The organism is Candidatus Frackibacter sp. WG13 (assembly GCF_900114655.1).
In the GTDB taxonomy this organism is placed as follows: domain Bacteria; phylum Bacillota; class Halanaerobiia; order Halobacteroidales; family Acetohalobiaceae; genus Frackibacter.
Genome location: NZ_FOTT01000008.1, coordinates 1 through 18,826 on the forward strand (window position 1 = coordinate 1; position 18,826 = coordinate 18,826).

Consider the following 18,826-nt stretch of genomic DNA (forward strand, 5'->3'; position numbering starts at 1 on the left):
AAAAAATGGAAACTAATTTAAGCTAGAGATCCCCTAATGCATATGTATGAAATTTTTAAATAGTTAAAAGCAAGACCAGTAGTTACCAAGATGAACTTATTAACCTGCTTTATTTAAGACATCGTAGTCTGGAGTTTCAGGCAATTTATAAGCTGTTTTATCTCTCATCATAGCAAAAATAATATCAACTAAGCGACGTTGTAAGCAGACTAAAGCAGATTTGCCAGATTTACCTTCGGCTAATTTTTTTTGGTAGTAGTTATAAGCAACTGGATTTTTGGGTTTACCATTTCTAGTAGTACTGATTTGTTGTAAGGCCAGCATATAAAAGGCATTGTTAAGATTACGACAACCATACTTTTTACGAGATGTGTGGCTTGATTTACCTGAACTGTGTTCAGTCGGTGCTAAGCCTGAATATCTAGCTAACTGATTGGCTGAATTAAAGCGGCTAATATTACCGATTTCAGCAATGAATTGAGCCGCCAGGTTATAGCTAATGCCAGGCATGGTAGTAAGTTGATAAGGACTGTTATCAACCGCTTCTTGAAGCTCAGTCTTAATCTTTTCTAGTTGTTGGTTAATTAGCCGAAGTTGTTCAATTAGCATAACAATAAGTTTATTTCTAGCTCTTACAGAAACATCTTGTTCTTGGTCTTTATCAACTAACGAAAGGATTTTACTAGCTTTATCATTGGATATGTTTTTGGTCTGTTTTTTAAGGAATTTTTGTAATCTTTTTTCACCGTAATGCTTAAGTTTATTGGGATGAGGGAACTTTTTCCAAAAAGCTAAAGCAGTCTTTACCTTAAAAGGGTTGCTAAAAAACTTCTCATAGTTAGGATATTGTTGATGAATTAAGTTATGTAATTGATTTTTAATCTGAGTTCGTTGCTTAACTAGCCCACGAAGATGATTATTTAATTGCTTAATAGCTTTATGATTACCGTCTTCATGAATGGTGGGTAACTTATCCCATTGAGCTAGTAATACGTTGGCGATGGCTTCGCCATCAACTTGATCAGACTTATCAGGATTAGGACTATGTTGTCTTTCTCGTTTAGTTAAAGCAGGATTAACTTCTTTAACTTGATAATCCCTTTTAATTAACCATTGAGCTAAAGAGCGGCCTAATCCCTGGGTGTCTTCTAGACCAAAAACTAAAGTTTCCTGATTAGGAGTAAGAGTTTCAAGTTCTTTAATAAGTTCGTCAAAATTACTAGGGTTATTATGTGTTTCAACTACGCCAAGTTTTTGATGAAAGCAATTGATGACCACAGCAGTATGTTGATTCTTATGAGTGTCAACACCAACGAAGAGATAGTCTTGATAATTCATGAAAATCAACTCCTTTAAAGATTATTTATTAATAATCATCAGGCGAGTCCTGTTGTAGAAGCGTTGGTTCGCAGCGTCCTATCTATCGTCTCTGATGATTAAAAGGAGTGGGAGCCAGTCTTAATAAAAGCGTTACTTCAAAATCAATTGAAGCCGCAAGGAGGGATAAAGACTAACCCACTCCCTATTGATTGACTTTTTCAAAAATTAAAAAGCGAGTTGGAGTCCTCAATGGTACGAGCGTTACTCCTTGAAAAAGGAGTCGCAGAGGTACTCCACCTCGCTTCAGGGTAATTATAACAAAATTTTAGACAAATGTTAAGGTGGAGTACAATTATTTAACTTATTAGTAAGATTTCTTACTAATAAAATATCACAACAGGAGGGGTTAATATGCCAACAGAAATAGTAGCAGTGTTACCACCATTAATAGCAATTATCTTAGCTTGGATTACCAATCAGATTATTCCTGCTTTATTACTAGGATTGTTAGCAGGTTCATATATAATCTCCCCGGGAATAATTTCAGGAATTGCTAAGATGGTTGAATATATTGAGACTACACTTCTTGATCAAGGAAACTTAGATGTATTGTTATTCTTATATGTTTTTAGTGGTTTTGTTGGACTTTTAAAGATGTCAGGAGGAATTGAAGGGTTTGCTAGACTATTAGATAAGAGGACTAAGACTAAGAAGGGAACTTTATTGGCAATGTGGGCCATAGTACCTATAACATTTTTAGATTGTGCTTATCGGGTAGTAGCTACTGGTTCAATCTTTAAGCCTTTAACTGATAAACAAGGAGTGTCTAGAGAACGATTAGCATATATGCTGAATAATTCAGCTAGTCCAGTAGTGATTATGATTCCAATTGCTACGACTTTTGTAGGCTTTTTAGTAGGCACAGTTGGCAGTGGTTTAAAAGCTGCTGGTTTGGAAAGTTCGCCCTATATTACATTTCTAAGAAGTATTCCATTTAATTTTTTTAGTATTACATCAATTATAATTGCATTAGGCTCAATTCTTTTTAATCTAAATTTTGCAGCAATGGGTGCCTTGGAAGATGAAGGTAAGGAGGTAGAAAGGAATCAACATTTACGCCCTGCCCTAGATATGGAAGCAGGAACAATGGAGAAAGTAATGAAGCAAGATGATAATAATCAAGCAGGGAAGGCTTATAATCTAATTATTCCTATTTTATCATTATTGTTTTTAAGTGTTTATTTGATGTGGTGGACAGGACAAGATGAGCGAAGTACTTTTTGGCAGGCAATTATGAATGCCGAAGCTTCACGGTCTATGTTCTTAGCATTAGTTATTACGACTGGTATAGCTGCAATAATGTATCTTAGTCAGGGGTTTTCGTTAAAAGAATTGACCGAAAGCTTTTTTGAACAAGGTAATCAGATCATTCATACTATTGCTATTTTGGCAGTAGCTTGGCCTATTGCTGATATTACTAATGATTTGGGGTTATCAGAATTAATTACATCTACATTAGGCGATAGTTTACCTAATACATTAGTGCCAATCATTATTTTCTTAGTTGCTTCGTTAGTTTCGTATTTTATTGGCTCCTCTTGGGGAACGTTTGCTTTATTAATGCCGATTGCTATTCCGTTAGCTGCTATCACTAATGCGGCAATTCCTATTACTATTGGGGCAGTCTTCGCAGGTGGTACATTTGGAGATGTAACTTCTCCTTTATCAGGAATGACGGTGATGGCTGCAGATGCAGCAGAAGCTAAACATATGGAATACGTCAAGGCCCAATTGCCATATAATTTATTCGCTTTTGGTTTAGCCGCTATTCTATTTACAGTTGCTCCTTTGATTATTTAAATTTGTTTTCTAAAAAGAGTAATTTAAATTAAAGAAATGGTTAATAAACAAGATTATCGGTTGGTATGTAACTACAGGTAATCTAACGATAGCAATTTTAAATATGACTGCAGTCTTAGTAATCGCCTGCCCATGTTCGTTAGGCTTAGCTATGCTAATAGCAATTATGATGGAAACCGGTAAATGAAAAGGTGGAATTAGAAGATCTATAATATTAAATCATTTTAGCATTGACAAATTGGAAAAGGAATGTTATAATTTGGTTAATATACCATACTGGGGTACGATATAAGGAGATGGATTATATGTATAAATGGTTAAATATACTTAAAATTGCTTCTTTTACAATTTTAATTCTTGGTTTAATTAAACCAAGTTTAGTCATATGGGGGGAGCAAAAGCAAAGAACAAAAGTTTTACAGTTTTATGGTTTGGCTTTCTTATTTATTATTGCTATATCAGGGATATTAGCACAAGAGGCAACAGTAGGGAATATGGTTCTTAAGGCTAGGCATGATGTTAAAGAAAGTAACTACAAAAGAGCAGTAAGTTATTATGAACAAGTTCTTGAAAAATGGAGTAATAATAAGGAATATCAATTTAATAAGAAAGAGATTAATCAAGAATATATTAATGCTAAGAGAAATTATGTAGATGCATTAATACTTAATGCGGAGGTAGCTATCAAAAATAGTAATTTGGAAAAAGCAACAAAGTTGTTAAATGAAGCTAAAAAGTATGATAAAGATAATAGTAAGATTAAAAGATTTGAATCGCAGTTAAATGGTTCAATGAATAGGAATTAAGGATATATAGAATTGATATTGAGATGACTCCATGAAACAGGAGTCATCGTTTTTTATTATTTAAGACTTTTCAGTCTCTTGGATAAAAATTAGAGCGATAGGAATCGCAATAAGTGTAACTATAAAAGTAAATAGGTATGTATAGTTAGCTCCACCTAACTCGCCTAATATGCCAGATAGGGCTGTCTGGATGATCATTCCAATACCCATACAAAATTCAGAAAAACCTAAAGAAAAACCACGATATGCTTCGGATGCAGAATCAGAAATTAAAGTAATATTAACTGGTAGTATAATTCCTGTGCCAATACCTCCCCAAATAGCAGCAAAGATTAAGAATTCAAAGTTATTAGCAATTAAGAAGATTCCGGTAGCTAAAGTACTGCAGCCAAGACCAATGATAAGTAACTTCTTTCTTCCTATTATCATGGCAATTTTATCAGTAGTTAAAACTGTAATTAAACGCATTACCCAGAATAAGGAAAAGATGATACCTATTCCCCATAATGATACTCCAAATATATCTGCTACCTTAGATAATAACCCCCAGATTGAATATAAGAATCCTGAATAAGCAAAACCTACATAGCACATAGGCCATATTTTCTTTATTTCTTCGATAAATGCATTAGAATTTATAGAGTCGGTGTCTATGGTATGCATATTACTTTCAGTTTTCATTTCGGTAACTCCAGCCATGACTATAATAAGAGCAATAATACTTAAAATTGGATAAAAAGGAAAGACAGCAGTAAGATCAATGAACTGCATAATATAGCCTCCTGATAAGGTACCGACAGTTACTCCAGCACCATAGGCAGCGGTGAACCGGCCTATGGCTTTTCCTCTATCATCATAGTTAGTATTATCTGCTACTATCGTTTCAGCAATTGGCCATAAGATACCACGGCTCATACCTTCGAGAGTACGGAAGATAAGGAGGGTAGATGGCAAATTAGAATAATAGTAGCCAGCTGAAGCAATGACTGATAAAATAATACTCAGAAGCAAGAGATATTTACGTCCTATTTTATCGGAGATTCTGCCTGCAGTTACAGTCATGAATGTAAAAGCAATTGAATATCCTGTCATTAAGAAGCCGAGTTGTTTGTAAGAAGAACCTAAAAGATCACCATATAGTGGAATAGCTGGTGCAGTTAAACCTTCGCCAATAGACATTAGAAAGATAAATATACTCATTGATAATAATGTTTTAGATTGAGTTTCTTTATTGATTTTTCTTTGTTCTAATTTATTAATTGGTTGCATTTGATTACTCCTTTGCAATATTGATACAATTATGAAGACTATTGTATAAATTAGATATAAATTTTAATTACCCTCTTTAATATTGCGAAAATTGAGTTTTTCAGCATTAATTATTAAGGAAATTATAATCTCTTATAAGTTATCTATAACATATAATAACTTTATCTTGACAAGGGATTTTAATTCTGCTATCCTTTTCAACAAGAGTTGAGACTAATTATGTAGATTTTAATAGAAAATTGCAAGGAAGAGGATTGGTATTTATGGATAGTGCTAAACAACAAGTATCTTTAGAAAGTATATTAGAGATTAGACAGTGGTTTTATCATATTTTAAGTAAGTATTTCTATCAAGAACCGACTCAGCAGGAATTACATCAGTTAGGGCAAACTAACTACTTTTGTGAGCTAGCTAAAATTCAAGATGAAAGTAATAATGGAGTAAGATTAATAGCTGATTTTATTAAAAGCTTACCTAACTTATCGGAATCTAAATTAAATAAGATTCAAGAAGAATATCAAAGAATATTTATAGGGACAATTCCTTCATCTCCTTTCCCTTGGTCATCGGTTTATTTGAATGGAGATGGAACTATCTTTAATGAATCTACTTTAAAAGTAAGAGAATTTTATCGACAATGGGGTGTGGAGTTAGATAGTGATTATAAAGAGCCAGATGACCATATTGGCTTAGAATTAGAATTTGTAGCTTTATTAACTAAAAGGCTCTTAGATTGTGAACAAAATGATGAGGCTAAATTATTAAGGTTAATGAAAGCACAAAAGGAATTTTTAGAAGTCTATTTAATTAGTTGGGTGGAAGAATTTGCTAACAAGTTAGTTCAAAGTACAGAGACTAATTTTTATAAAGGGTTAGCCCTATTTATGCCTAACTATCTAAGGATGGATTTAGATTTATTAGATGACTTAATTTTAAATTTAGAGACTTCGAATGAGCTTGATTTATGTTTAAAACAAAATATTAAGTATGATTCATTGTTGAAATTGAGTAAGAAAATCGATGGAAGTATTTCGTTTAATAACTATAAGAAGATTGGCTTACAGGAAGTAAAGGATAAAAAGAGAAATTTAAAAATAGAAGAGAAGGTTATTCCTACAGGTGGTACTAATAACTGCGGAGGGCGTTGTGTAATTAAAGCTCATGTTAAAGATGATATTATAACTAGATTGAGTACTGATAATAAAGCTGATTCTTTTGAAACTCCGCAGATGAAAGCTTGTGTTAGGGGCAGAGCTTATCGACAAACTTACTTTAAAGCAGAACGTTTAAAGTATCCATTGAAAAGAATTGGGAAGCGTGGAGAAGGAAAGTTTAAGCGAATCTCCTGGGAAGAAGCTATTGAGACAATTGCTAATGAACTAAATAGAGTGAAGGAAGAGTATGGACCTAGTAGTCGTTATGTAAATTATGCTTGGGGTTATAATGCTCAAATTCAAGCTATGAAGCTAGCTGAAAGATTACTTGCTTTAGATGGAGGCTATTTAGGTAGATATAACAGTTATAGCAGTGCTTGTACTAAGTACGCTACACCTTATACTTATGGAACAAAGGATACAGGCAATACTCCTGATGATTTGGTTAATTCTGAATTGATTATTCTTTGGGGACATAATCCAGTGGAAACTCAATTTGGGACAATGCTACATTATCTACAAAGAGCAAAGGAAATGGGAGCTAAGATTATAGTTATAGATCCTAGGTATAGTGATACTGCTGCTGCCTTAGCTGATGAGTGGGTTCCGATTTTACCTACTACAGATAATGCAGTAATGGATGCAATGGCTTATGTAATGATTACTGAGGATTTATATGATAAAGATTTTATTGATAAGTATTGTTTAGGTTTTGATAAGAATAATATGCCAGAAGGAGTAGTAGATGAAGAATCATACAAGGAATATATCTTAGGTAAAAGTGATGGAGTAGCAAAGACTCCTGAATGGGCTGCTGAAATTTCTAAAGTAAGTGCAGAGACTATTCGAAGATTGGCTAGAGAATATGCAACGACTAAACCAGCGGCTTTAATTCAAGGTTGGGGGCCACAGCGTCATGCTTATGGAGAACAGCCTGTTCGTGGAGCTACTGTATTAGCAGCAATGACTGGTAATATAGGCATTAATGGTGGCTGGGCTTCTGGAATGGGGAGTGTTAGTCGGCAGTCCATTCCTAGTGTGCCGATTCCTCAAAATCCATTTCCGGGAAAAATCCCGTCTTTTTTGTGGACTGATGCAATTGTACGAGGAAAAGAGATGGGAGGAGAAGATGGAGTTAAAGGGGTTAAAAGTTTACCTAGTAACATTAAATTAATTATGAATTTAGCTGGTAATTGTTTAATTAACCAGCATGCTAATTGTAATAAGACAGCAGAGATTTTAAAAGATGAGGATAAAATAGAGTTTATTGTGGTTAGTGAGATCTTTATGACTTCTAGTGCTAAATTTGCGGATGTTTTATTGCCAGGAGATACATTCTTTGAGCGAAATAATATTTCTACTCCTTGGGCTTACGGAGACTATGTTATCTATAATAATAAAGCAGTTGAACCTCCGTTTGAATGTCGCAATGAGTATGATTGGTTAAAAGATGTGGCTGATAAATTAGGAGTTAAAGCTGAATTTACTGATGGTAAAGAGACAATGGAAGATTGGTGTAGGTGGATTGTAAAAGAGATTCAACAAAATCACCCTGAATTTCCAAGCTATAAAGAGTTTAAAGAGCAAGGGATCTATAAATGGTCTTATGATGAGCCTTATGTAGCATTTAAAGACCAGATTGAAGATTTAGAAAATAATCCGTTTCTTACACCGTCAGGTAAGATTGAGATATTTTCTAAAAGATTATATGATCTAAATAAGCCAAGTGAAATTCCAGCAGTGCCTAAGTATATTGATGCTTGGGAAGGGTCTAATGAGTCTTTGCAAGAAGAATATCCTTTACAATGTATTGGTTGGCATTCAAAACATCGCTGTCATTCCACTCATGATAATAATGTTTGGTTAAAAGAGGTGGTTCAACAGACAGCATGGATGAATCCAAAAGATGCTGATATGAGAGGAATAGCTGATGGTGATAAAGTGAGAGTTTATAATAGTCATGGGGAGATGATTATTCCAGTCAAGGTGACACCACGGATTATACCAGGAGTAGTTGGAATTCCACAAGGTGCCTGGTGGCAGCCCGACGAAGATGGAATAGATAAACGAGGCAATATTAATACGCTTACTAGTCAAAACCCAACTCCACTAGCTAAAGGGAATGCCCAACATACTAATTTAGTTGAGATATCTAAAGTATAATAAATAGTAAACCATTATTGAATAAATTAAAGAGTATATAATTAAAGGAAGGAAAGAAAAATGGACCGACGACTAAAATTTGATTTTGAACAGAATAAGTGTATTGGTTGTAAGACTTGTCAAATTGCGTGTAAGGATAGGAATGGGTTACATGCCGGAGAGCTTTGGCGTAAAGTTAGTGAATTTACTAGTCACAAGTATAAGGAATATAATGAAAAAAAAGAAAGAAAGAATTTGCAAGTTGATGTCTATTGGATAAGTAAGAGCTGTCATCATTGTAAAGAGCCAGCTTGTAAATCAGTTTGTCGGTTTGGTGCAATAACTAAGACTGAAGAAGGGATTGTGCTTATAGATAGTGAAAAATGTACTGGCTGTCGTGAGTGTGAGAAAGGTTGTCCGTATGAGGTATTACAATATAGAAGCAATAAGAATAAAATGAGCAAGTGCAATTTTTGCTATGATTTAATACAACAAGGTGAAGAGCCTGCTTGTGTAGCAGCTTGTCCTATGTATGCTTTAGATTATCATGGTGTTAAGAAAATAGATTAATTATTTTTTAAGAAGTAAAGTTCAATTTATTGAACTCTGGATTTGAATCCAGAGTTCTTCTTGTATGCTATAATATATTCTGTTATAATTAATCACGTGATTTAATAATAATTCGTAGGATGTGAGGTACTATGGGAGGATGGATATTAAAATGGAAACAGCAGATGTAAAAACAAATGCAGCCAAAGATTTATCATTTTTTGCAGGAACTAAAGAAGGAATTCCGATAGCTTTAGGTTATATACCGATAGCAATCGCTTTTGGTTTATTGGCAAAGTCGGTTGGGCTCCCAAACCGTATTAGTATTATCATGTCATTATTAGTCTTTGCAGGAGCTAGTCAATTTGTAGCCGTAAATCTATTAGCTTTAAGTAGTAGTTCTTGGGAGATTATATTGACTACTTTTATCGTTAACTTACGTCACTTATTGATGTCAGCATCTATTTCACAACGAATTGAGAATAGGGTTACAAAGGGATGGCGATTTTTATTATCTTTTGGAATTACTGATGAAACTTTTTCCATTGCATCATTACGTCCAGAAGAAAAGTTAAGTCCAAATTTTATTTTGGGTTTAAATTTAATAAGTTATAGTGCTTGGGTAGGTGGGACAGCAATAGGAGTCTTTTTAGGTGCAGGGCTGCCAAAAGTTGTACAGAATAGTATGGGAATTGCTCTTTATGCTATGTTTATTGGGTTACTAATACCAAATACAAGAGATTCCCGACAGGTATTTATTTTAGTAGTGTTAGCAATGATGATTAATTCGTTATTAAACTGGGTATCATTATTTAACTTTTTATCTGCTGGTTGGAATATTATTATTACTACTATCGTAGCTGCTATGTTGGGGGCAATATTTTTTCCAGAGGATGGTGAAGAATAATGCAAAATATGAATCTGTGGTTAATTATAATTGGAATGGCAATTGTAACTTATATTCCACGTATGTTACCTATGGTTCTGCTACAAGAGATAAAATTGCCTCCATTAATTAAGAGATTTTTAGAGTTGATTCCGTTTGCAGCTTTAAGTGCACTGATTTTTCCAGGAATTTTATCATCGACAGGCTCTACTACTTCTGCAGTTATAGGAGGAATTATTGCTGTTCTTTTAGCATTTTTTCGTTTGAATTTAATAGTAGTTGTTGTTGGGAGTATATTAAGTGTATTTTGTTGGGAAACTCTTTTAGTTTGAGCTCATTAGTAAATTTAATATTAAGCTTCTTAAAAGTCATCTAGTATATTATAATTAGATGACTTTTTAATTGAATGAGTTTCATAATTAAATTTCAAGCATAACTATTTAGCGATTTATTATGCAAGAGCCTTAATTATTAAAAGTGATATTAACTATAGTTATATGTGAATATCATTCTCAATATGCAATAATGTTAAAATTAGTCATATAATATAGTTTTATTTTATAATAGTGTTAATATTAAGAATTAATAGCATTCCTCTTATTATATTTACATTTGTTCCAAAATATGTTAATATAATAAGAGTTGACTTAATGATAGATGTTAATTCACAATCTTAAGTTGAGTTTTAAAGTGAAGGGGAGGATGATAGTGGATGATATTTTAAAGACTTTTATAGACCAGTTTTCAGGAGCAGTTAATATTGTTAATAGTAACAAAGAAATTTCTATATTTAATAAAAAATTCTGTGAGTACTTTCAACTGTCGGTAGATGAATTGAAAGGTAAGAAAGTTTTTGATATTTTTCCTGAATGTGAGGAAGAATATTCTCCAATAACTTATGCTTTAGAAAGTGGTAAGCCTATTTCTAATTATAAATATTTTAACAGAGGTAAATATAAGTTTGGTTATGTGTGTTGCAATATTCCTACCATTTTGAATGATGGACAATATGGAGTAGTTTCACTAGGCTTTAAGTCGAATAAATCACTTGGATTAATGACTTGTCAGACTAAGAAAGAATACGTATTAGAAACGATTAAGAAACGTTTTATAGATTCCGATACTTTGATGGTAAGTGTTGTAGATAAAGAAGGTAAAATATTAAATATAAATTCTATTGCTTTAAAACAATTTAATCTAAAAAAGAATGAAGTACTTGGTAAGAGTATGACAAAAGTTTTACATAATAAATTAGGGAAAAATATTAAACCTTTAGAATTAAATGTTATGAAAGAAAAAGAGATGATTCATACACAAAAATTATTTGAATTCGAGAAAAAGAAGAAATATTTCGATATGATCGCTTTACCGATAATAGTAGAGCAAGAAGTCATTGGGGCAATATGTTTGTCTATAGATAATACTGAAAAGATGCGATTAAATAAGTATTTAGAGCGTTCTGAAAAGATAAAGAATGCTGGAGAGATGGCATTTAGAATTATACATGAAATACGCAATCCTTTACAGTTAGTTAAAGCTTCAGCTCAATTAGGAAAGAATACGATCGAAAATAAAGAAATTAATCTATCCAAATTGGAGCAATATTATCATAAAATTGATCAAGGTATAGAAGAAGTTATGAATGTTTTAGATGAAGTATTAAAACTCTCTAAGATGGAAAAACCTAATCTGAAAGTTGTTAAAATGAATGATTTACTGACAGAAGTAAAAGATTTGATTGCTTATTATTGTGTTGAAAATAATATAAGATTAAAAGTAAATATAGAGCAAGAATTAAAAGGTTTAAATTTAGAGTTAGACCCTAAATTAATTAAAGAAGCCATTTTAAATGTAATTCAAAATGCTATTGAACAGTTAGAAGTCTGTAGAGTTCAAAAGATGCAAAGTAATGAAATAGATGCAGGACAAGCAGATGTATGTTGTAAAGGCTGTCAGTGTGAAATAACTATTAGATCATGGATTAATCAAAGAAATTTATATATAACGATTAATAATAATGGCCCTGTTATTTCTCGTGAGATTAGAGAGACACTTTTTGACGTCTTTACTTCTACAAAAGGTCAGAATGGGACAGGCTTAGGGCTTTCAATTGTACATCATATTATCCATCATTTACATCACGGTAAAGTATGGTTTAATTCTAATTTTGAGGAAGGAACTACGTTTTATTTCGAACTACCTTTGCAAAAGAAAGAATCTGCTCAATTATATTCTAGTTTGATAGATAAAGGACTTTATTATAAGAGAGATAAACAGATCAACTGCATGACATAAGAGATTATGAACTAAAATTCAATTTATAATTTATGGTTAACTTCTAGAGGAATCTAGAGGTTTTTTATTTTTAAATTAAAGTTTTGTTATTTATCCTCTTAAAACTCTTGATGAATATCTAATTTAAATTAGCAAATAATAAATTCAAACTTGATTTAATTAGGGGTTTGCATAATCAAGTGGTGATGTCTAAAATTCATTATTAATTATACTTGGAATTTAATTAGGAGTTGAAGGAGGATTATAATGACTGAAGCTAATAAATTAATTAATGAAAAGAGTCCGTATCTTTTACAACATGCTTATAACCCAGTTAATTGGTATCCTTGGGGAGAAGAGGCCTTTAAAAAGGCAGAAGAAGAGGATAAACCTATCTTTCTATCAATAGGCTATTCGACTTGTCATTGGTGTCATGTGATGGAACGAGAATCATTTGAAGATGAGGAAGTAGCACAGGTCTTAAATGATAATTTTATTTCTATTAAGGTAGACCGTGAGGAGAGACCTGATGTTGATAATATTTATATGACAGTCTGTCAGGCTTTAACTGGACGTGGAGGATGGCCGCTAACTATAGTTATGACGCCCGATAAACGACCTTTCTTTGCTGGTACTTACTTTCCTAAAAAATCAAAACGGGGACATTCTGGGTTATTATGTATCTTAAATAGAATACAATCTGCTTGGAAAAGTAATAAAGCATCATTATTAGAATCTAGTGAAGAAGTCATTAGTGTATTAAGACAGGCAGATGAAAGAAGGAGTACAGAAGAATTATCAGTGCAGGAGATTCATGACTTAATAGAGAAGATTTTTCAAGATTTTAAAGATCTCTTTGATGAAAAATATGGTGGGTTTAGAACAGCACCTAAATTTCCTACACCTCATAACTTAATGTTTTTATTAAGGTATTGGAAATTAACTACTGACCATGATGCTTTACATATGGTGCAAAAGACTTTAGATTATATGTATCGGGGTGGAATATATGATCATATTGGCTATGGTTTTTCAAGGTATTCAACTGACCGCCAATGGTTAGTGCCACACTTTGAAAAAATGCTATATGATAATGCGTTACTAGCTATAGTCTATTTAGAGCTATATCAGATTACTAATAAAAAAGATTATGCTAAGATAGCAAGGGAAATTTTAGATTATGTTCTTCGTGATATGACTTCACCACAGGGAGGCTTCTATTCAGCTGAAGATGCTGACTCGGAAGGGGAGGAAGGTAAGTTTTATGTTTGGACGCCACAAGAAGTTAAGGATGTATTAGGTGAGAAGGATGGCAGTGAGTTTTGTGAACTATATGATATTACACCTGAGGGCAATTTTGGAGAGAAGAGTATTCCAAACTTGATAGGAGTCAAAAAAGGCAAAATAGAAATAGATAAGAAGTTTGCTAATTTGCGGCAACGACTTTTTGAAGTAAGGGAAGATCGAGTACATCCGCACAAAGATGATAAGATATTAACTTCTTGGAATGGATTAATGATTGCAGCTATGTCTATAGCATCACGGGTATTAGATGATAAAAAATATTTACAAGCTGCGGAAGGAGCAATAGATTTTATCGATAATAACTTAATTAGAGAGGATGGAAGATTATTAGCTAGGTATCGAGAAGAAGATGCAGCTTACTTAGGATATGTTGATGATTATGCCTTTTTAATTTGGGGATTAATTGAACTCTATGAAACTAACTATAAAGCTAAATATTTAAGTATGGCCTTAAAATTGAATCAAGATCTTTTAGAATATTTCTGGGATGAAGAGGAAGGTGGATTATATTTTTATGGTAAAGATAGTGAGGAACTACTTGTAAGACCGAAAGAAATTTATGATGGGGCAACTCCATCAGGCAATTCTGTAGCTACTTTGAATTTCTTACGTTTATCTAAGTTAATGGGCAAAGAGGAATTAATGGAAAAGGCCGAAGAACAATTTAAGTTCTTTGGCGGTCAAATCAAGAAGAATCCAACTGCTTATACTTACTTTTTATCAGCGTTATTGTTTATGCAAAGTAAGGGTAAGGAAGTGGTAATTGTCGGTGAAGAAGATCAGGTCAATACTAAGAAAATGTTAACAACTATCAAGAAAAAGTTTTCTCCTTTTACAGTTACATTATTAAATAACAAAGTAGAAAAAGATGAATTAGCGAACTTAGCACCTTTTGTATCAGATCAAAAACAGATTAAAGGAAAACCTACTGCTTATATCTGTGAAGATTTTACTTGTCAAGCTCCTATTACTGATCTGCAAAAGTTTACTAAGAGACTAAATAGTTAGTTAAAAAGGAGGTGTTGAGTGACCTCAGCACCTTTTTGCACTTTTAATTGGAAAGGAAGGTTGGGGGGATTAGATGGATAAGCTTTATAACTTATATGGCTCGCAAGGTAGAGAGATGGCTTTAGAGATATTAGAAGAGGTTCCTTTAGAATTAAGTTCTAATATGAAAGTAGGGATTAAACCAAATTTAGCATTAGCTAAAGAGAGTCAAAGCGGAGCTACTACTGATCCAGAATTAGTAGCAGGAGTAATCGAATATTTACAAGCCCAAGGCATAGAGGATATTATTATTATAGAGAGTTCTTGGGTTGGAGATAAGACTAAAAGAGCATTTAAAGTCTGCGGTTATGAAGATTTGGCCAATCAATATGGAGTAAGACTATATGATTTAAAAGACGATTCATTCCAAACTTATGTAAGTGGTGATTTAGAGATAAAAGTCTGTCAGAAACCATTAGAGGTAGATTACTTAATTAATATGCCGGTACTTAAAGCCCATTGTCAAACCAAAATTACTTGTGCCTTAAAAAATTTAAAGGGATGTATACCAGATAGTGAAAAGCGTCGCTTCCATACTTTAGATTTACATAAGCCAATAGCTCATTTGAACCAAATATTAAGATCAGATTTAATAGTAGTTGATGGTATCATCGGAGATTTAACCTTTGAAGAAGGTGGAAACCCGGTGCGGATGAACCGTGTTTTAGTAGGTAAGGACTCAGTTTTAATTGATGCTTTTGTAGCACAATTATTAGGTTTTGATATAGATGAGATTCCTTATATTAAGATTGCAGAAGAATTAGGACTAGGTTCTACAGATTCAACATCTGCTGAAATTAAATATCTCAACAATTCAAAAGATTTAATACAGGAAGAGAATAAATTGGTTGATACTGATATTAATGCTAGAAAAGTAGAAAGGCTTGCTCAATATATTGTTGAAAAGGAAGCTTGTTCAGCTTGTTATGGTAGTTTAATTCATGCTTTACAGCGAATTGATGATAAGTATGGTCTTCCCAAAGATACTCAAGTATATATTGGTCAAGGCTGGCAAGAAGAAAGCATATCTGGAATAGGAATTGGAAGATGTACTGGTCAAGCTAAGGATCATATATCTGGTTGTCCCCCGGAAGCAAAGCGAATTGTTGATAAGTTAATAGAGATTTGGGGTTTAGATTAATTAGATATATATAGTTATATAAAACAGGAGGTATAATTATGGAGGATATAATTGAAATTACAAAAGACTATCTTAAAAAATATCATATTGAAGATGTGCTTCATGAAGAATCAGTTATCTTATTTATTTTAGAGTCACCACATACCCAAGAGATGAAATATGGTTATCCTGTAGCTGGTAGTTCAGGATTGGATATGACAAGATTTATCTATGATAAAGGTAGCAATGATGCTTTTGGTAAGATTGTTAGTCAGTCGGGGAAATATGAGACAGAATATGATGATTTAAGAAAATTTGGCATATTGAATGTATCTCCAGCACCGATGCAAGTTGGAGGCTTAAAGGCATATGATTTGACTTCGTCTGAGCAAGATATAGTAGAAATATTAGAAAAGTTACGAGTGAATTATAAAACTAAAAAACATAATAAGCAAGACTGGAATCAAGTTAAGAAGATTGTTCTTAATGATTTTAAGGAGCGTTTAGTTTCCACTTTAAAAGAATATCCAAGAATAAAATACATTGTTCCTTGTGGTAAACTAGCAGAAACTTATTTAAATTTAATTAGCGATGAAGAAATTATTGCAGGTAAAAGGATTATTTCAAGTATACCACATCCTTCATTTAATCAATGGAGTCGTTATGATACAATGGATAAATTAAGAGAGATATTAGTAGAATTAGGGATAAGCGGACAAGAGTAGTGAGGAATATAGGAAAGGGTGAAAAGTTAGCATTTCAAATTGAAGATATAACCAAGAGTAAGATTACTGATTAAAATTGATTATAATTAATTAAGTTCTAAATATATCGTAGGATATTAAAGAATAATAAAAAATTATAAAAAAGAAGGAATTATTAACTAAAGTATATAATAATATATAATATAGTCAGGAACATTATTGGTATTAAAGAATAAACTGTTACATATAGGTTGAAAATTAAATAAAGAAAGGCCGGATGACTTTTAAGGGAGAGACCTAATTTTAAATTAGGCGCCGAAGGGGCAAGAAAGATTAACGTCTTTTTAAACTCTCAGGCAAAAGGACTTTAAAAGGACGGGCTTTGGACTAATTATCTTAGGACAGAGGAGAGTATAAAGTTAACGAGTATGTTAACTTTTGCTCTCCTTTTTTAATTAGAACAGAGGGGAGTTTGAGATTAATAAGTTATATTAATTTCTGCTTCCCTCTTTTGTATAATTAGAACAGAGGGGGGAAAGATTAGCTGACTGAACTAATCTTGTCTCCCTCTTCTTTTATTAATGATCTATTAGTGCAAATTACAATATCTTAATTATCTTAATGTTTTGAATAATTAAAGAAGGGAGGAGTAATAATAGGAGTTTTAAAGTAAAATATTAATGAGAATCTTTCAGAATTTAAAAGGAGGGATTAGATAGTGAGTGATAATTTAAAGAGAACGCCTCTTTATCAATCACATGTTGATACTGAAGGAAAAATAGTTGAATTCGGCGGTTGGGAAATGCCGGTTCAATATAGTGGAGTCATTGCTGAACACCAAGCAGTTAGAAATCAAGCAGGGATTTTTGATGTTTCGCACATGGTAGAGATTAGAGTTAGCGGGGAAGATGCATTAAAATTTTTGCAGAAATTATTAGTTAATGATTTATCTGAAATAGAGGATAATCAAGTCCAATACACTATGATGTGTTATCCAGATGGAGGAGTTGTAGATGATTTATTAGTTTATCGTTATAATGAAGACGATTATTTATTAGTAGTTAATGCATCTAATACTGATAAGGATTACAAATGGATTAAGGACAAAGAAGAGCAAGGAGTAAGAGTTGTTAATCAATCTGATGAGATAGCAGAAGTGGCATTACAAGGGCCATTAGCCGAAGAAGTGCTGCAAGAATTAACGGATTTTGATTTAAGTACTATAAAATACTTTTGGTTTGAAGATAGTGTAGAAATTGCTGGAGTAGAAGCAATCGTCTCACGAACTGGATATACTGGAGAAGATGGTTTTGAGATATATACTGCTAATGAAGGTATTGAAAAAATTTGGAATGCAATCTTAGATGCTGGTCAAGATAAAGGAGTTGTGCCAGTTGGTTTAGGAGCTAGAGATACTTTGCGTTTTGAGGCTAATCTTCCTTTATATGGACATGAGATAGGAAAAGAGAAGAATCCATTAGAAGCAGGTTTAAGATATTTCGTTGCTTTAGATAAAGAGGAAGAATTTATTGGTCAAGACGCCTTAAAAGAGATTGAAGCTAATGGTTATCAACGAAAATTAGTAGGTTTAGAGATGATTGATAGAGGAATACCAAGAGATGGTTATGATTTATTGAAAGATGACGAAAAAATTGGAGTAGTAACTACTGGTTCTTATGCCCCAACTTTGGATAAGAATGTTGGGTTAGGTTATGTTAAAACAGAATATGCTGAGGAAGGAACTGAGATTGAAGTGCAGATTAGGCGCAGGAAATGTAAAGCAAAAGTGGTTGCATTACCGTTTTATAGGAGAGAAAAATAAAGTAATAAAATTAGACACAGACTAACACAGACAAGACACAGACTAAAAAATAAGATTAAGACTAAGATTCAATTGGTACTGATTTTTGAAACTAAAAAGTCTTGTGTATAGTCTTGTGAAAGATTTGTGTCAAAGGAGCTAAGTAAGCTGTGTTAAAAATTAAAATGGAGGGATAACTAATGGAAATTTTAGAAGGTTTGTATTATTCAGAGGATCATGAGTGGGTAAGAGTAGAAGGAGACAAGGTGTATGTTGGTATTGCTGATTATGCTCAGAATGCGCTAGGAGACATTGTTTTTGTTGAGTTTCCTATGGAGGGAGAGGAGTACGAAGCAGAGGAATCAGTAGGAGTAATTGAGTCAGTTAAAGCAGTAGCAGACCTGTATACTCCAGTTAGCGGTGAAGTCTTAGAGATTAATGAAGATCTATATGATAATCCCCAGAAGCTAAATGAAGCACCTTATGAAAATTGGATGATAGCGGTTAAATTAGCTGATGAAGAAGAGCTAGATGATTTAATGACAGCAGAAGAATATAAAAAATTCTGTGAAGAAGAGGAGGAATAAAA

The 18,826-nt window shown here is 32.9% G+C and carries 15 protein-coding genes and 1 riboswitch; of the genes, 13 read left to right on the top strand and 2 right to left on the bottom strand.

Features of this window, described 5'->3' with window-relative positions; genetic code table 11:
* Positions 1 to 99: 99 nt before the first annotated feature.
* Entirely contained in the window at positions 100 to 1,338 is a 1,239-nt protein-coding gene (locus BM077_RS05690) for an IS110 family RNA-guided transposase (RefSeq protein ID WP_089748655.1), read from the bottom strand.
* A 393-nt stretch (positions 1,339 to 1,731) separates the two neighbouring features.
* Between BM077_RS05690 and BM077_RS05695 the strand changes: the two genes are divergently transcribed.
* The 3 genes from BM077_RS05695 (at position 1,732) to BM077_RS05700 (ending at position 3,986) form a co-directional block, all read left to right on the top strand.
* Positions 1,732 to 3,180, top strand: coding sequence for a Na+/H+ antiporter NhaC family protein (locus BM077_RS05695; RefSeq protein ID WP_090003478.1), 1,449 nt, complete (start codon positions 1,732 to 1,734; stop codon positions 3,178 to 3,180).
* A gap of 55 nt (positions 3,181 to 3,235) precedes the next feature.
* Complete coding sequence (locus BM077_RS14195) at positions 3,236 to 3,367, top strand: P-type ATPase actuator domain-containing protein (RefSeq protein ID WP_445082263.1); 132 nt, start codon at positions 3,236 to 3,238, stop codon at positions 3,365 to 3,367.
* A 118-nt stretch (positions 3,368 to 3,485) separates the two neighbouring features.
* Positions 3,486 to 3,986 carry a tetratricopeptide repeat protein gene (locus BM077_RS05700; protein WP_089748657.1) on the top strand — a complete coding sequence of 167 codons (501 nt, stop codon included), beginning with the start codon at positions 3,486 to 3,488 and terminating at the stop codon, positions 3,984 to 3,986.
* Between the two features lie 60 nt (positions 3,987 to 4,046).
* Here the strand turns inward: BM077_RS05700 and BM077_RS05705 are convergent, their stop codons facing one another.
* Positions 4,047 to 5,255 (bottom strand): MFS transporter, encoded by a 1,209-nt coding sequence (locus tag BM077_RS05705; protein WP_176941640.1) that lies wholly within the window; start codon positions 5,253 to 5,255, stop codon positions 4,047 to 4,049.
* Positions 5,256 to 5,518: 263 nt separating this feature from the next.
* Here BM077_RS05705 and BM077_RS05710 point away from each other — a divergent pair, with 263 nt between their 5' ends.
* The 10 genes from BM077_RS05710 to gcvH all read left to right on the top strand — a co-directional run bounded on the left by BM077_RS05710 (position 5,519) and on the right by gcvH (position 18,824).
* The gene (locus BM077_RS05710; RefSeq protein WP_089748659.1) at positions 5,519 to 8,572 is read left to right on the top strand and encodes a DMSO/selenate family reductase complex A subunit; all 3,054 of its coding nucleotides are present in this window, start codon (positions 5,519 to 5,521) and stop codon (positions 8,570 to 8,572) included.
* Positions 8,573 to 8,632: 60 nt separating this feature from the next.
* Entirely contained in the window at positions 8,633 to 9,121 is a 489-nt protein-coding gene (locus BM077_RS05715; protein ID WP_089748660.1) for a 4Fe-4S dicluster domain-containing protein, read from the top strand.
* Between the two features lie 151 nt (positions 9,122 to 9,272).
* A complete protein-coding gene (locus BM077_RS05720; RefSeq protein ID WP_089748661.1) occupies positions 9,273 to 10,007 on the top strand; it encodes an AzlC family ABC transporter permease in 735 nt (244 codons plus the stop codon).
* Complete coding sequence (locus BM077_RS05725) at positions 10,007 to 10,318, top strand: AzlD domain-containing protein (RefSeq protein ID WP_255361567.1); 312 nt, start codon at positions 10,007 to 10,009, stop codon at positions 10,316 to 10,318. The genes BM077_RS05720 and BM077_RS05725 overlap by 1 nt, the downstream gene beginning before the upstream one ends.
* Positions 10,319 to 10,694: 376 nt before the next feature.
* Entirely contained in the window at positions 10,695 to 12,281 is a 1,587-nt protein-coding gene (locus BM077_RS05730; protein ID WP_177188340.1) for an ATP-binding protein, read from the top strand.
* Between the two features lie 246 nt (positions 12,282 to 12,527).
* A complete protein-coding gene (locus BM077_RS05735; protein WP_089748663.1) occupies positions 12,528 to 14,573 on the top strand; it encodes a thioredoxin domain-containing protein in 2,046 nt (681 codons plus the stop codon).
* A 73-nt stretch (positions 14,574 to 14,646) separates the two neighbouring features.
* Positions 14,647 to 15,753, top strand: a complete 1,107-nt coding sequence (locus tag BM077_RS05740; RefSeq protein WP_089748664.1) for a DUF362 domain-containing protein — start codon at positions 14,647 to 14,649, stop codon at positions 15,751 to 15,753.
* A gap of 38 nt (positions 15,754 to 15,791) precedes the next feature.
* Positions 15,792 to 16,457: a hypothetical protein gene (locus BM077_RS05745; protein ID WP_089748665.1), complete on the top strand. Its 666-nt coding sequence runs from the start codon at positions 15,792 to 15,794 to the stop codon at positions 16,455 to 16,457.
* A 256-nt stretch (positions 16,458 to 16,713) separates the two neighbouring features.
* A riboswitch (glycine riboswitch) is annotated at positions 16,714 to 16,814 on the top strand.
* A gap of 340 nt (positions 16,815 to 17,154) precedes the next feature.
* Positions 17,155 to 18,258, top strand: coding sequence for a glycine cleavage system aminomethyltransferase GcvT (gene gcvT / locus BM077_RS05750; protein WP_090095169.1), 1,104 nt, complete (start codon positions 17,155 to 17,157; stop codon positions 18,256 to 18,258).
* A 179-nt stretch (positions 18,259 to 18,437) separates the two neighbouring features.
* The gene (gcvH, locus tag BM077_RS05755) at positions 18,438 to 18,824 is read left to right on the top strand and encodes a glycine cleavage system protein GcvH (RefSeq protein ID WP_089748667.1); all 387 of its coding nucleotides are present in this window, start codon (positions 18,438 to 18,440) and stop codon (positions 18,822 to 18,824) included.
* Positions 18,825 to 18,826: the final 2 nt, after the last annotated feature.